This is a genomic window from Saccharomonospora amisosensis (assembly GCF_011761185.1).
GTDB classification, from domain to species: domain Bacteria; phylum Actinomycetota; class Actinomycetes; order Mycobacteriales; family Pseudonocardiaceae; genus Saccharomonospora_A; species Saccharomonospora_A amisosensis.
The window spans coordinates 1,112,730-1,126,052 of record NZ_JAAOYM010000001.1; the positions used below are offsets into that span (position 1 = coordinate 1,112,730).

Sequence of the window (13,323 nt, forward strand, 5' to 3'; positions counted from 1 at the left end):
TCACCCTCCTCGCGCGACGCCGACTGTCCCAGACGATGATCCCCCATGCCGCTCGCCATGGCCCGGCAACCGTGTAACGATGGCGCTCAGTAACTGGAGAACAGGGAGGCCGATGCGATGTGCGGCCGTTATGCCGCCACCAAGGACCCTGCCACGTTGATGCGCGAGTTCGACGCGGTCGACGGCACGGAGGGACAGGCGCCGGAGCCGAACTACAACGTCGCCCCGACCAAGAACGTTGTGACCGTGGTGGAGCGGCATCCGCGCGACGTGGAGGGCAACGTGCTCGCCGAGGAACCACCGGTGCGCAGCCTGCGGGTGATGCGTTGGGGGCTGGTGCCGTTCTGGGCGAAGGACCCTTCGGTGGGCAGCCGAATGATCAACACCCGCGCCGAGACCGCGACGCAGAAGCCCGCGTTCCGCAAGGCACTTTCTCGCAGGCGCTGCCTCGTGCCCGCTGACGGCTGGTTCGAGTGGCGTGCGGCGACACCGGCCAAGACGGCGGGCAAGAAGACACCGAAGGAACCCTTCTACATGACCTCGCCGGATGGTTCCTCGCTGGCCTTTGCCGGGCTGTGGGAGACCTGGCGTGACCCGAAAGGCGACCCGGACGCCCCGCCGCTGATCACCTGCTCTGTGCTCACTACCGATGCCGTGGGCAGGCTCGCCGAGATCCACGATCGCATGCCGTTCGCGCTGCCGCCGCAGCGCTGGCAGGGCTGGCTGGACCCGGACCGCGCCGATGTCGCCGAGTTGCTGGCGCCGCCGGAGCAGGCGTGGGTGGACTCGCTGGAGGTGCGGCCGGTGTCCACCAAGGTGAACAGCGTGCGCAACAACGGACCCGAACTGCTGGAGCGCGTCGAGCCGGAACCCGCCGACCTGGACGCGGCACTGTTCGACATCGGGAAGCGATGACCCGCAAGGAGATCGACACGCCGCACGGCCCGGCACGGGTCGAGCTGCACTGCGCGGAGGAAGGTGTCGCCGGGCTGTTGCTCGGCCACGGGGCGGGCGGCGGTGTCGAGGCACCGGACCTGGTGGCGGTCACCAGGGCGGCGCAGCAGGCCGGGGTACACGTGGCGCTGGTCGAGCAGCCCTACCTGGTGGCGGGGCGCAAGGCCCCCGCGCCCGCGAAGCAGCTGGACACCGCCTGGCTCGCGGTGGCAGACGACCTGTCGAGGACGTGGTTCGACGGGATGCCGTTGGTGTTCGGCGGCAGGTCATCCGGTGCCAGAGTCGCCTGCCGCACCGCCGCAACCGGGCAGGCGGTAGCGGTGCTGTGCCTGGCGTTTCCCGAGCATCCTCCCGGAAGGCCGGAGAAGACCAGGCAGGAGGAGTTGGACGCGGTCACCGTGCCGACCCTCGTGGTGCAGGGTGAGCGTGACCCGTTCGGCCGTCCCGAACCAGGTCCTCACCACGAGATCGTCGTGGTCGCTGGCGACCACAGTCTGAAGGCGGACCTGGCCGCCGTCGCTCGAGCGACGGCGGAGTGGTTGCAGCGGGTACTGCGCCCGCTCGCGGCCTGAGTCAGCAGGCGATGGCGGCGACCGTGGCGCCGGTGAGCCGCACCAGGTCGGCCGGTGCCAGTTCGATCTCGAGGCCGCGCCTTCCTCCCGAGCACAGCACGGTGTCGAACCGCTGTGCCGAGGTGTCAACCACGACGGGCAGGCTGCCGCGCTGGCCGAGCGGCGAGATGCCGCCAACGACGTAGCCGGTGGCCCGCTGAGCGGCCGAGGGGTCGGCCATTCGGGCCTTCTTGCCGCCCACCGCAGCGGCCAGCGCCTTCAGATCGAGCTGGGCCGTGACCGGAACGACGCCGACGGTGAGCTTTCCGCCGACATCGGCGACCAACGTCTTGAACACCCGCTCCGGTGCCACCCCGAGCGCCTCGGCTGCCTCCGTCCCGTACGACTCGTGCCGGGGATCGTGCTCGTAGGTGTGCACCGTGTGCTCGATGCGCTTCTTGCTCAGCAGCGCGGTCGCGGGAGTGCCCTTACCAGCCACGAGCGGATCCTAGCGATCGGCTCCTCCACCGAACGGAGCGGAATGGAGCATCGCGGCCAGGCGTTGACAGATACGTGCTGACAGCCTCCGTAAAGACGCCGACAGTGCGAGCGGCGTTGTCCAGAAGTTCTTCGAGCTCCCGCGTATCCTTGAAGGCGACCCATGCGCGTTCGGCCACGGGTGGTCACCGCGCAGGCAGCGATCGGGAAGGGAACGGTTTGCCGAGCACCGAGGACTCTGCCGAGGCGATGGCCGAAACGGCGGTGCAGCCCGACAGCGAGCAGGAACCGGAGCGCGAGCAGGAACTGGTGGAGCGCTTCGAGCGTGACGCCATGCCGTTGCTCGACCAGCTCTACTCGGCTGCTCTGCGGATGACCCGCAACCCCTCCGACGCCGAGGACCTGGTCCAGGAAACCTACCTGAAGGCATACGCCGCGTTCTCGTCCTTCAAGAAGGGCACGAACCTCAAGGCGTGGATGTACCGCATCCTCACCAACACCTACATCAACGGCTACCGCAAGCGGCAGCGCCAGCCTTTCCAGCAGCCGACGGAGGAGATCACGGACTGGCAGCTCGCGCAGGCGGAGAGTCACACCTCGAGCGGGTTGCGCTCGGCCGAGGTGGAGGCCATGGACAACCTCCCTGACACCGACGTCAAGGCTGCGTTGCAGCAGCTGCCGGAGGAGTTCCGGCTCGCGGTGTACCTTGCCGACGTCGAGGGCTTCGCGTACAAGGAAATCGCTGAGATCATGGACACACCAATCGGCACGGTGATGTCTCGCCTGCACCGCGGGCGTAGCCAGCTTCGCGGTCTGCTCGCGGATGTCGCCAAGGAACGGGGCTTCGTTCGCTCCACCCAGCAGGAGGTGGCAGGCCGATGAGCGCGTGCGGCGGTTCGGACGAGCCCGGCAAGGTCAACTGCGACGAGGCGCTCGCTGAGATTTACCTGCTGCTCGACAAGGAGTGCACCCCGGAGCGTGACGCCGAGCTGCGTAAACACATCGAGGACTGCCCGCCGTGCCTGGAGGAGTACGGCATCGACGTGCAGATCAAGCAGTTGCTCGCGCGCAAGTGCGGCGGTGACCTCGCGCCCGCCGAACTGAAGAGCAGACTGCGGGCCTCGATCCGCCAGACCGTGCAGCAGCGAGGCGGGTTGCGCTACGCCGAGACCGAGATCGACATTGAGGAGTTGCAGACCCCTGACGGCCGTGGGTAAACGGCGAGCGCCGTTCACCCACGACTCGGCGTCAGGCGTTGGGCTTCTTGCCGTGGTTGGCGCCCTTCTTCTTCCGGTCGCGGCGCTTGCGGGCTCGCTTCGACATCGCTCACTCCTCCATGGCTAACTCGGCGTCTAGTGTGTCACGTGGGAGCGGGTTCGCTCGCATTGCCTCCGAACCGTGGGAGGGCCGGGAGGGGAATGTCCACGCTAGCTGAGCTGCTCGCCGACAACACCGGCCTACCGGGCGAGGCGGTCGACCACCTGCAGATGGTGGTCGCCGAGTGGCAGTTGCTCGCCGACCTGTCCTTCGCGGACTTCCTGCTGTGGGTTCCTTCGGAACAAGACGATGGCGACTTCGTCTGCGTGTCGCAGGTGAGGCCAACGACCGGCCCGACGGCTCACCCCGAGGACGTGGTCGGCACCAGGTTCACAACGGCTGACCACCCGCAGCTGGGCAGGGCGATGCGGGAGGAGCGCATCTGCCGCGAGGAGGAACCGCACTGGTACCGGGACCTGCCGATGCGCAGGGAAGCCATTCCGGTGCGCTTCGGCGACTCCGTGATCGCCGTGCTCAGCCGCGACACGAACCTCGCTTCACCGAGGGTGCCGAGTCCGCTGGAGATCGCCTACCTCGGTAGCGCCGCCGACCTGTGCCAGATGATCGCAGACGGCACCTTTCCCAGCGTCGACGGCACTTCCGACGTGCACACCAGTCCCAGGGTTGGGGACGGGCTGATCCGTGTGGACTCCAGCGGGACCGTTGTGTTCGCCAGTCCCAACGGGCAGTCGGCGTACCACAGGATGGGGCACGAATCCGATCTCATCGGGACCAGGCTGGCTCCGCTGACCCGGTCGCTCATCAGGGACCCGTTCGACGCGACGGAGGTCTCGCACCGCATTCTGGACGCACTGGACGGTAAGCCGGGCAGCCGCACCGAGGTCGAGTCGAGGCGTGGCGCCGTGGTGCTGTTCCGAGCGCTGCCGCTGCGGCCAGGGGGCCGAGCGGCCGGAGCCCTGGTGCTGGTTCGCGACGTCACCGAGGTCAAGCGCAGGGACAGGGCCCTGTTGTCCAAGGACGCCACCATCCGCGAGATCCACCACCGGGTGAAGAACAACCTGCAGACGGTGGCAGCGTTGCTGCGGTTGCAGTCGCGCAGGACGCCCTCACCCGAGGCACGCCAGGCACTCGGCGAGTCGGTGCGCAGGGTCTCGTCCATCGCCATGGTGCACGAGGCGCTGTCGATGTCGGTCGATGAACGGGTGGATCTGGACAAGCTGCTCGACAACGTGCTCCCCATGGTGGGTGAGGTCGCCACGGCGGAGTCGCAGGTGACGCTCTCGCGGACCGGCTCGTTCGGGGTGGTGGTCGCCGAGATCGCGACGCCGCTGGTGATGGTGGTCGCCGAGCTCGTGCAAAACGCCGTCGGCCACGCGTTCGCGGGCGGGCGCAACGGCAAGGTGGAGATCGTGGTCGAGCGATCGGCCCGCTGGCTCGACGTGCTGGTACGCGACAACGGCAAGGGCCTGCCCGCGGGGTTCTCCCTGGAGCGTGCCGACGGGCTCGGGCTGCAGATCGCGCGGACTCTCGTGGAGTCGGAGCTGCGTGGTTCGCTGTCACTGCGCGGAATCCGGGAGGACGACACTGCCGCGGGTGGGGCTGCCACCTCCGCGGGTCGGCGTCTCGGTGGAACCGAGGCCGCGCTGCGCATCCCGCTCAGCCGCCGAGTGTGATCGCGATTCGGGGGCGAATCGCCGGGCTTTTCGCGGAGGCACATCCGGAGCGCTTGAGGGCCGACACCCGAAATGGATGTCGGCCCTCAAACCTTTTGCCTTGGGGCAAAAGGAAATCGCTCTTGTGCCCGCGGCTTGAGTGTTCTCAGTGAATGCTTAACACTCGCTCCCGGCCCCTTCGTGAAACGCCAGGTGATCCGGGAACTGCCACGAGGTCATCTCAGAAATTGCTGCGCGTGCCGATCTGCGCACGGCGACGCTTGAGTGCACGCCGCTCGTCTTCGCTCATGCCGCCCCAGACGCCTGCGTCCTGGCCGCTGGCCAGTGCCCAGGCCAGGCAGTCGGAAGCGACGGTGCAGCGGTGGCACACGGCCTTCGCCGCGGCAATCTGCGAGACAGCCGGGCCGCTTGTTCCCACGGGGAAGAACAGTTCCGGGTCCTCGTCTCGGCAGGCCGCGCGGTGGCGCCAGTCCATTTTCGTGAGCTCCTTTTGGGGCGCGGCTGTCCGCGCCACAGTCGTCATGGCGGTCGTTTCTTGGGGTGCTTGTGAATGCTTTCACGAAGCTCCGGCTTCGACAAGTGTTTCGAGGAGATCGGTGAGTCAGCTCACCCGGCCAAGCGACCGGCCTGACCTGCGAATTTGTGGTGTCGCGGGGTCTGTTGACCGGTCGACGTTGCGGTGAGTGGGCTCTTTCCGTCGCTGAGCGGCAAAGCCAGTTTGCCGCAGGTGATCACGTCGATGCGTTGACCGACAGCAACCACTCAGCTCACGACGGTGAGCGCACGGGGCACGCTGACGAACTCCACGTGCCGACGCTGCCCGACCAGATCTCCGTCGACCTGCAAGTTTACCTGCTCCTTCGCGGTGATGCTGACGATCGCCAGGTCATCGTGACGCAGCAGACGCCCGCCCCGGTGTCTCGCACGCTTGCGCAGTGCCTGTCCAACGTGCCGAAGCACCGTCGGCAGGCCGAGGCTTGTCAGTGCGAACAGCCCGAGTCCGGTGTCGAACGAGCACTCGGTATTGAGCTGAACCGGTCGCGCGCCGAGGTAGCTCCAGGGAGCGGTGTTGGAGACGAACGCGGTGCGCACCTCCACCGGTTCCTCGCCGGGAAGGCGGACGGTCAACGATGTCCTGCCCCGAGGGTGGCGCAGATAGCAGGACACCGCGGTGCGCAGGTACAGCGATGGTCCCGTCTGCTTGCCGCGCCGTTGCTCCACTTCCGCCACGACGTCGGCGTCCCAGCCCATCCCGGCGTTGAAGGTGAACCATCGCTCGCCAGCTCTGCCGAGTCCGACCTGCCTGCCGTGCCCGCCCTCCAGTGCGCGCAGCAACACGTGCGTGGCCTCGACCGGATCGCGGGGCAGTCCAAGTGCCCTGGCGAAGACGTTCGCTGAACCGCCGGGAACGACGCCGAGCATCGGCACCGAGTCGAACTGTCCCGGGCGGCCGTCGGTGTCGGCGAGCAATCCGTTCACGACCTCGTTGACGGTGCCGTCCCCGCCATGCGCGACGACGAGTCCGATGCCGTCGGCGGCCGCCGCTCTCGCGACGGCCATGGCATGACCCCGGTGTTCGGTCTCGACGACGTCGAGCTTGACCTGACTGGCCAGTGCGTGCGCCAGCACGTCGCGGCCACCCGGTGTGGTCGCGGTGGCTTGCGGATTCACGACGAGAACTGCACGCACTACCGCAGAGTAGGTGACCCGGCAGCGGTTCCGGGCCGGTTGACCGCACAACTTCTGCGAATCTCGTCACTGCGTGATGAACGCGATGAACCCGGTGGACACGTGGTCTCGTTCGCTCCTGCCGGTTGCCCTCCGTTCGCCTGGCGGCCGTTGGCCGCACCGGACTCCGCGTCGCGACGAGTGCACCCCGAGCCGACCGCTCGCTCATCGACGACAACAGAATCTTTGCTCGCGGCCCGGCCACGCGAAAACGGCCGTCCGGGTGGCATACCATCGATGGTGCTCACGCACGGTCACCTGACGGGAGGGCCGCAACCCGTGCCCATTCGCGACAAAATCTCTCCCGCTCCCCGCGAGGTGCGTCTCGCGGGCGCGATCACCGTGCTGCCCGGTTTGGCCCTGCTGGCCATCGGTGTCGTGCTGACCGTCGACTCCGGTGGCGAGGCGGCAGCGCCGGGCAACAACATCTACGCCGAGATCGCCTACTACGCCGTGCTCGCCGCTGGTGTGCTGGCGGTCGCAACCGGTCTGCTCCTCGGCAAGACCTGGGCTCGCTCGCCCGCGCTGGTGGTAGGCCTGCTGCTCGTCGGAATCGGCTGGTACGCGGCTGGGCCGTCCGCCCAGCCCGGCTACGGCGTACCGATCATGCTTGCCGGCGCCGCCGTTGTGGTGTTGCTGTTCCGCAGGGCGTCGAGGGCCTGGGTGCTCGGGATGCGTGAGGGAGAGACCGAGGAGGAAGCCGCCCGGCGAGGTGGGGCGGCCGGCAGGGCCGCCGCTCGGGACCAGGACGAGGACCAGCCGTAGCCGGCGGACCTCTTCGGTAGTCCGACAGGGCGATAAAAAAACGAATAGTCTTCACAAATTCCGGTACTCGTCGGTAATGTGCCCGCGGCACAGGCGCCGAAGGAGGCCGGTATGCGGGCACGTATCCCCGTCTTGATCGCGACCGCGGTTGTCACCATGGCGGGGGTGGTTGTACCCGCCGGGTCCGCGACGGCCCGGCAGTCGGACCCTCCACCCGCCGCGCCCGACTACTGCGAAGGCCAGTGCACCGACATCCTGCCTCCCGGCGAGAACGGCAACGCCACTCTCGCTCAGATCCTCGCGCACCGGCTGCTCGGCACCCGGCCCGCGCACGCGGACGACCAACTCGGTGCCTACGCCGCACTCGCCGACGAGTACCCCACCCTCACGACCGACACCATTCGCCGGTTCTTCAACGACGCCTCCTTCGGTGTCGAGCCGGACGACGTGGAAAGCGTCGTCCGGCCGCGCGACGACGTGACGATCATCAGGGACAAGTCGACCGGGGTGCCGCACATCTACGGCACCACCAGATCCGGTACCGAGTTCGGGGCCGGGTTCGCCGCCGCGCAGGACCGGCTGTGGCTGATGGACATCATGCGCCACGTCGGCAGGGGGCAGCTCACCTCCTTCGCGGGTGGCGCGCAGGGCAACCGCGAACTGGAGCAGCAGTTCTTCAGCGCGGCGCCCTACACCGAGCAGGAACTGGCCGAGCAGATCGAACGGGTGGCCCGGTCAGGCCCGCGCGGCGCGCGGGCGCTCGCCGACGCACGCTCCTACGTGGACGGCATCAACGCCTACATCGAGCGAGCCCACCGCGGTCGCTACTTCCCGGGCGAGTACGTGCTCACCGGGCACGTCGACCCGCTCACCAACATCGGTGAGATCGAGCCGTTCGAGCTGACCGACCTGGTGGTGCTGGCCTCGGTGGTGGGCGCACAGTTCGGTGCGGGCGGCGGCGGCGAGGTGCGCGCCGCTATCGCCAAACTGGCCGTCCAGGAGCGTTACGGGGTCGAGCAGGGTGAGCGGGTCTGGCGCGGCCTGCGCGCGGAGGACGACCCGGAAACCGTTCGCACGCTGCACGACGGCCAGCGGTTTCCCTACGGCAGGACCCCCGAGCACGCCAGGGGAACGGCCATGCCCCGACCCGACTCCGTGCGCGCTCAGCAGCTCGTCTTCGACCGGTCGGGTTCGGCCGCCGACGACGACACGGCCGCGTGGCACGTGCCGGCTCCCGCCGAGCTGGAACCCGCACGCGGCATGTTCTCCGACGGCGTGCTGCCAGCAGACCTGCTCAGCGAGAAGCACGGCATGTCCAACGCGCTGCTGGTCTCGGGAAGGCACACCGAAAGCGGTAACCCCGTCGCCGTGTTCGGCCCGCAGACCGGTTACTTCGCCCCGCAGCTGCTGATGCTGCAGGAGCTACAGGGCCCAGGCATTAGCGCACGCGGCGCTTCGTTCGCGGGACTGAGCTTCTACGTGTTGCTCGGAAGGGGACAGGACTACGCGTGGAGCGCGACCACGTCGGCGCAGGACATCGTCGACACCTACGCCGTGGAACTGTGCGAACCCGGAGGCGCGCGGCCGACGCCGGAGTCCGACCACTACCTCTTCGAAGGGCAGTGCCTTCGGATGGAGACGGTGGAGCGCGAGAACTCCTGGCGCCCGACTGTCGCGGACCCGACGCCGCCCGGCTCCTACACGCTGCGCAGCTACCGCACCAAGTACGGTCCGGTCACCCACCGCGCGGTCGTCGACGGCAAACCGGTGGCCTACGCATCGCTTCGCTCGACCTTCTTCCACGAGGTCGACTCGATCGTGGGCTTCCAGGAACTCAACGATCCCGGCGCCATCGGCTCCGCCCGTGACTTCCAGCGGGCCACCTCGAAGATCAATTACACCTTCAACTGGTTCTACGCCGACGCCGACGACACCGCCTACTTCAACTCCGGTGCCAACCCGGTGCGCCACTCCGACGCTGACCCGAGCATGCCGGTGTGGGGAAACGCGGGGCTGGACTGGCGCGGCTGGAATCCGGAAGGCAACTCGGCCGAGTACACCTCGTTCGAGGCTCACCCACAGTCGATCAACCAGGACTACTACATCAGCTGGAACAACGCGCAGGCTCTGGAGTACGCGGCGGCGGGGTACGAGAAGTCGTCGGTGCACAGAGGGGACCTGCTCGATCGCCGGGTGCGTGAGCTGATCGCGGACAGCGGCAAGGTGAACCGCGTGAAGCTGACGCAGGCGATGGCCGAGGCGGGTCTCGCGGATCTACGGGCCGAGCGGGTGCTGCCGGAACTGCTGCGGGTGATCGACACCGCGCCGGTGACCGACGAGGTGGCGGCCCGTGCCGTGGCCGAACTGCGTTCCTGGGCGCGGGACGGCGGCCTTCGCGCCGAAACCGAGCCCGGCAGCCAGCGGTACCGGCACGCGACGGCGATACGGGTCATGGATGCCTGGTGGCCGCTGCTCGTGCGGGCGCAGTTCGAGCCGGGCATGGGTGAGCGGGCCTTCGACGCCATGGTGTCGGTACTCAAGATCAACGAATCTCCCTCCGGGTTCCAGAACGAGGTGCCCGGCAAGCACGTCGGGCAGCCTCATCAGGGCTCGGCCTACCAGTCCGGTTGGTGGGGGTATGTGCACAAGGACATCCGCGCGGTCCTTGGCGAGCAGGTGCGTGGCGACCTCGGCGAGCGGTTCTGCGGCGGAGGGGATCTGTCCACCTGCCGCGCACTGCTGCTGGACACGCTGCGGCAGGCCGCGCGGCAGCCGATCGAGGACACCTACCCCGGTGACGCGGACTGCGAGGCGGGGGACCAGTGGTGCGCCGACTCGATCGTGCACCGGCCACTGGGCGGGATCACTCACGACAAGATCAGCACCCAGAACCGGCCGACCTTCCAGCAGGTGGTGGAGTTTCCGGCACGGCGCTGAGCGATGAGGGGCACGGCAGGCGGCGGTGGCCCCGGCCGTGCCCTGCCGGTAGCGACTAGCTGGTTCGGCCTGCCTCGGCGGCGAGGGTGTGCAGCGGTTCGTCGGTGAGCCGGTAGACCGTCCACTCGTCCATCGGTTCGGCGCCGAGGCGGGTGTAGAAGCTCCTTGCTGGGTTCCAGTTCAGTACCCACCACTCCAGCCGCGCGTAGCCGCGGTCCACACACTCCCGCGCCAGCGTGGCGAGCAGCGCCTTGCCGAGGCCCGACCCGCGAAACTCCTCACGCACGTAGAGGTCCTCGAGGTAGATACCGTGCACGCCGCGCCAGGTGGAGAAGTTGAGAAACCACAGCGCGAAGCCGACCACCTCGCCATCGACCTCGGCGACATGGCCGAACAGGGCCGGGTTCTCGCCGAACAGTGCCGTGGCGAGTTGTCGGGAGGTGAGCAGGCATTCCTGCGGTGCCCGCTCGTACTCGGCCAACTCGTGGACCAGTTTCACGACGGCGTCCACGTCGCCGTCGCGGATGCGCCTGATGCGGTTGTCCGGGTCGTTCAAGGAGAGCCTCGCGTTTGTCGTCAGGACGGTGGGACGTTGAGATGCTGGATCTGTGGCACGCCTCGCTCGTGCCCCAGTACGGTCACGCTCGCCGGATCGAACCGGAAGTGGACTCCGGCGCAGGGAGCGAGGCCGAGCCAGCGGGCGATGAGCACCCGGCTGAGGTGCCCGTGCCCGACGAGGATGACGGCTCCTTCGGTGAGTGGGTCGCGCACCCTGGTGAGTAGCCGGTCGGCCCTCGCGCCGACCTCGTCCGCGCTCTCGCCCCCGGGTGTCTCGTGCGACCACACCGTCCAACCCGGCACTCGCTCGCGGATCTCGGTTGTGGTCAGCCCCTCGTAGTCGCCGTAGTCCCACTCGGACAACTCCTCGGTGACCTCGTCCACGCGCAGCCCCGCCAGCTCGGCGGTGCGCAGCGCCCTGCGGCGCGGACTGCTGAGCACCAGCACGGGTGAGCGGTCGTTCATCATGGCGTAGGTCCTGCCCGCCGCGTGCGCCTGCCGCTCCCCGACGGCGGTCAGCGGCAGGTCGGTGCGCCCGGTATGCCTGCCCTCGGCGGACCACTCGGTCTGGCCGTGGCGTAGTAGGACGAGCGGGTGCTGATCCACACAGCGAATATAGCCGCAGGCGGTGACGGGAACCGGTGTCGATTCGTGGCGGCGGTGTCGTCGCCACGTTCCACTCTTCGGGTGAAACTTAACAGCGTTTACCCAGGTGAAGTGAAAGTGACTCATGTTCGTGCTTGTTCGTCGCGGCACCCACGGGAAACATGCCCGCCATGTCCATGTCACGCAGGCGCCTGCTCGGTCTCGCCGCACTCAACTCGGCCGCGGCTCTCGGTCTGACCACCATCACCACCTCGCGGGCAAGGGCGTCCGCCCCTGCCGACTTCTCGCCCGCCGTGGTCATCGGCACCGGGTACGGCGCCGCCGTCACCGCGCTGCGGCTCGGACAGGCGGGGGTGCCCACGTTGATGCTCGAGATGGGCCAGCTGTGGGACACCGCCGCGGACGACGGGCGGGTCTTCTGCGACATGCTCGCCCCCGACCGGCGCTCGATGTGGCTCAAGACGCGCACCCAGGCGCCACTGGCGACCTTCCTGTGGGCCGACATCAACCGCGACATCGAGCGGTACGCGGGTGTGCTCGACCGGGTGGATCACGGCGCGATGTCCGTCTACGTCGGCAGGGGTGTCGGCGGTGGCTCGCTGGTCAACGGGGCGATGGCGGTCACGCCGAAGCGGTCGTACTTCGAGGAGATCCTTCCCGGTGTCGATGCCGACGAGATGTACGGCACCTATTTCCCCCGAGCCAACGCCGCACTCGGGGTCAACAACATCGACCCGGACTGGTTCGAGACCTGCAAGGCCTACCAGTACGCGCGGGTGTCCAGGAAACACGCCCACAATGCCGGGCTGAACACCACCTTCGTTCCCAGCGTCTACGACTTCGACTACATGCGAAGGGAAGAGGCGCAGGAGGTGCCGCGTTCGGCACTGGCGTCGGAGGTCATCTACGGCAACAACCACGGCAAGGGCTCGCTGGACAAGTCCTACCTGCCCGCCGCGCTCGGCACGGGCAACGTGACCATCCGCACGCTGCACGAGGTGCGCGGCATTCGCAGGCAACCCGACCGCACCTACGTGCTGCAGGTGCGTGAACTGGACACCGCGGGCAACGTGGTCGCGACCAGGGAGATCGGCGCCCGGTACGTGTTCCTCGGCGCGGGCAGCCTGGGTTCGACCGAACTTCTGCTGCGGGCACGTGACACCGCGACACTGCCGAACCTCGGGGCCGAGGTGGGGCAGGGCTGGGGCACCAACGGCAACGTCATGCTCGGGCGGGCCAACCATATGTGGGACACCACCGGCGCGGTGCAGTCCGGGATGCCCGCACTCGGTATCGATGCGTGGGACGACCCCGCACACCCGGTGTTCGCCGAGATCGCCCCGATGCCCGCGGGCACGGAGCTGTGGGTGAGCCTGTACCTCGCCATCACCCGCACCCCGGAGCGCGCGCACTTCACCTACGACCCTGCGGCCGACGCGGCCCGGCTGAGCTGGACAGCGGATCAGGGACAGCCGTCCATCGAGGCGGCGAAGGTGATGTTCGACAAGATCAACCGGGTGAACGCCACGGTTTACCGAACGGATCTGTTCGGCGACACCCGGGCGTTCGAGGACCGGTTCACCTACCACCCGCTCGGCGGGCTGGTGCTCGGCGAGGCGACCGACTCCTACGGCCGCGTTGCCGGCTACGACAACCTCTACGTCACCGACGGTTCGCTGATCCCGGGCAGCACCGGCGTCAACCCGTTCGTGACCATCACCGCGCTCGCCGAGCGCAACATCGAGCGAGTGCTGGCCGAGGACATCAGCTAGTCG

14 protein-coding genes are annotated in these 13,323 nt (G+C 68.3%); 8 read left to right on the plus strand and 6 right to left on the minus strand.

Features of this window, described 5'->3' with window-relative positions:
• The first annotated feature begins 117 nt into the window (after positions 1-117).
• Positions 118-915: an SOS response-associated peptidase gene (locus FHU38_RS05505; RefSeq protein WP_167167158.1), complete on the plus strand. Its 798-nt coding sequence runs from the start codon at positions 118-120 to the stop codon at positions 913-915.
• Complete coding sequence (locus FHU38_RS05510; RefSeq protein ID WP_167167161.1) at positions 912-1,526, plus strand: alpha/beta hydrolase family protein; 615 nt, start codon at positions 912-914, stop codon at positions 1,524-1,526. Before FHU38_RS05505 ends, FHU38_RS05510 begins: the two co-directional genes overlap by 4 nt.
• A gap of 1 nt (position 1,527) precedes the next feature.
• Here the strand turns inward: FHU38_RS05510 and ybaK are convergent, their stop codons facing one another.
• A complete protein-coding gene (ybaK, locus tag FHU38_RS05515) occupies positions 1,528-2,004 on the minus strand; it encodes a Cys-tRNA(Pro) deacylase (RefSeq protein ID WP_167167164.1) in 477 nt (158 codons plus the stop codon).
• Between the two features lie 218 nt (positions 2,005-2,222).
• Here ybaK and FHU38_RS05520 point away from each other — a divergent pair, with 218 nt between their 5' ends.
• A complete protein-coding gene (locus FHU38_RS05520) occupies positions 2,223-2,885 on the plus strand; it encodes a sigma-70 family RNA polymerase sigma factor (RefSeq protein WP_390623230.1) in 663 nt (220 codons plus the stop codon).
• Entirely contained in the window at positions 2,882-3,220 is a 339-nt protein-coding gene (rsrA, locus tag FHU38_RS05525; protein WP_167167168.1) for a mycothiol system anti-sigma-R factor, read from the plus strand. The genes FHU38_RS05520 and rsrA overlap by 4 nt, the downstream gene beginning before the upstream one ends.
• 31 nt (positions 3,221-3,251) lie before the next feature.
• On the opposite strand, the gene FHU38_RS28120 is transcribed toward rsrA, so the two are convergent.
• Positions 3,252-3,326: a 50S ribosomal protein bL37 gene (locus FHU38_RS28120; RefSeq protein ID WP_390623317.1), complete on the minus strand. Its 75-nt coding sequence runs from the start codon at positions 3,324-3,326 to the stop codon at positions 3,252-3,254.
• A gap of 95 nt (positions 3,327-3,421) precedes the next feature.
• On the opposite strand from FHU38_RS28120, the gene FHU38_RS05530 reads away from it, so the two are divergent.
• Positions 3,422-4,954, plus strand: coding sequence for a sensor histidine kinase (locus FHU38_RS05530; RefSeq protein WP_167167171.1), 1,533 nt, complete (start codon positions 3,422-3,424; stop codon positions 4,952-4,954).
• A gap of 220 nt (positions 4,955-5,174) precedes the next feature.
• On the opposite strand, the gene FHU38_RS05535 is transcribed toward FHU38_RS05530, so the two are convergent.
• The gene (locus FHU38_RS05535) at positions 5,175-5,429 is read right to left on the minus strand and encodes a WhiB family transcriptional regulator (protein ID WP_167167174.1); all 255 of its coding nucleotides are present in this window, start codon (positions 5,427-5,429) and stop codon (positions 5,175-5,177) included.
• Between the two features lie 287 nt (positions 5,430-5,716).
• Entirely contained in the window at positions 5,717-6,643 is a 927-nt protein-coding gene (locus FHU38_RS05540; RefSeq protein WP_167167177.1) for a diacylglycerol/lipid kinase family protein, read from the minus strand.
• A 276-nt stretch (positions 6,644-6,919) separates the two neighbouring features.
• On the opposite strand from FHU38_RS05540, the gene FHU38_RS05545 reads away from it, so the two are divergent.
• Together FHU38_RS05545 and FHU38_RS05550 are read left to right on the plus strand one after the other, a co-directional pair.
• On the plus strand, positions 6,920-7,447 hold the full coding sequence (locus FHU38_RS05545) for a hypothetical protein (protein WP_208415570.1): 528 nt from the start codon (positions 6,920-6,922) through the stop codon (positions 7,445-7,447).
• Between the two features lie 111 nt (positions 7,448-7,558).
• On the plus strand, positions 7,559-10,384 hold the full coding sequence (locus FHU38_RS05550; protein WP_167167180.1) for a penicillin acylase family protein: 2,826 nt from the start codon (positions 7,559-7,561) through the stop codon (positions 10,382-10,384).
• 55 nt (positions 10,385-10,439) lie between these two features.
• On the opposite strand, the gene FHU38_RS05555 is transcribed toward FHU38_RS05550, so the two are convergent.
• Both FHU38_RS05555 and FHU38_RS05560 read right to left on the minus strand, forming a co-directional pair.
• Complete coding sequence (locus FHU38_RS05555) at positions 10,440-10,940, minus strand: GNAT family N-acetyltransferase (RefSeq protein WP_167167183.1); 501 nt, start codon at positions 10,938-10,940, stop codon at positions 10,440-10,442.
• Positions 10,941-10,960: 20 nt separating this feature from the next.
• On the minus strand, positions 10,961-11,548 hold the full coding sequence (locus FHU38_RS05560) for an acid phosphatase (protein WP_167167186.1): 588 nt from the start codon (positions 11,546-11,548) through the stop codon (positions 10,961-10,963).
• Between the two features lie 170 nt (positions 11,549-11,718).
• On the opposite strand from FHU38_RS05560, the gene FHU38_RS05565 reads away from it, so the two are divergent.
• On the plus strand, positions 11,719-13,320 hold the full coding sequence (locus tag FHU38_RS05565) for a GMC oxidoreductase (protein WP_167167189.1): 1,602 nt from the start codon (positions 11,719-11,721) through the stop codon (positions 13,318-13,320).
• Positions 13,321-13,323: the final 3 nt, after the last annotated feature.

Coding starts and splice junctions, on each gene's coding strand:
- FHU38_RS05505 (WP_167167158.1), top strand. CDS start 118: ATGTGCGGCCGTTATGCCGCCACCAAGGACCCTGCCACGTTGATGCGC.
- FHU38_RS05510 (WP_167167161.1), top strand. CDS start 912: ATGACCCGCAAGGAGATCGACACGCCGCACGGCCCGGCACGGGTCGAG.
- rsrA (WP_167167168.1), top strand. CDS start 2,882: ATGAGCGCGTGCGGCGGTTCGGACGAGCCCGGCAAGGTCAACTGCGAC.
- FHU38_RS05530 (WP_167167171.1), top strand. CDS start 3,422: ATGTCCACGCTAGCTGAGCTGCTCGCCGACAACACCGGCCTACCGGGC.
- FHU38_RS05535 (WP_167167174.1), bottom strand. CDS start 5,429: ATGGACTGGCGCCACCGCGCGGCCTGCCGAGACGAGGACCCGGAACTG.
- FHU38_RS05545 (WP_208415570.1), top strand. CDS start 6,920: ATGGTGCTCACGCACGGTCACCTGACGGGAGGGCCGCAACCCGTGCCC.
- FHU38_RS05550 (WP_167167180.1), top strand. CDS start 7,559: ATGCGGGCACGTATCCCCGTCTTGATCGCGACCGCGGTTGTCACCATG.
- FHU38_RS05565 (WP_167167189.1), top strand. CDS start 11,719: ATGTCCATGTCACGCAGGCGCCTGCTCGGTCTCGCCGCACTCAACTCG.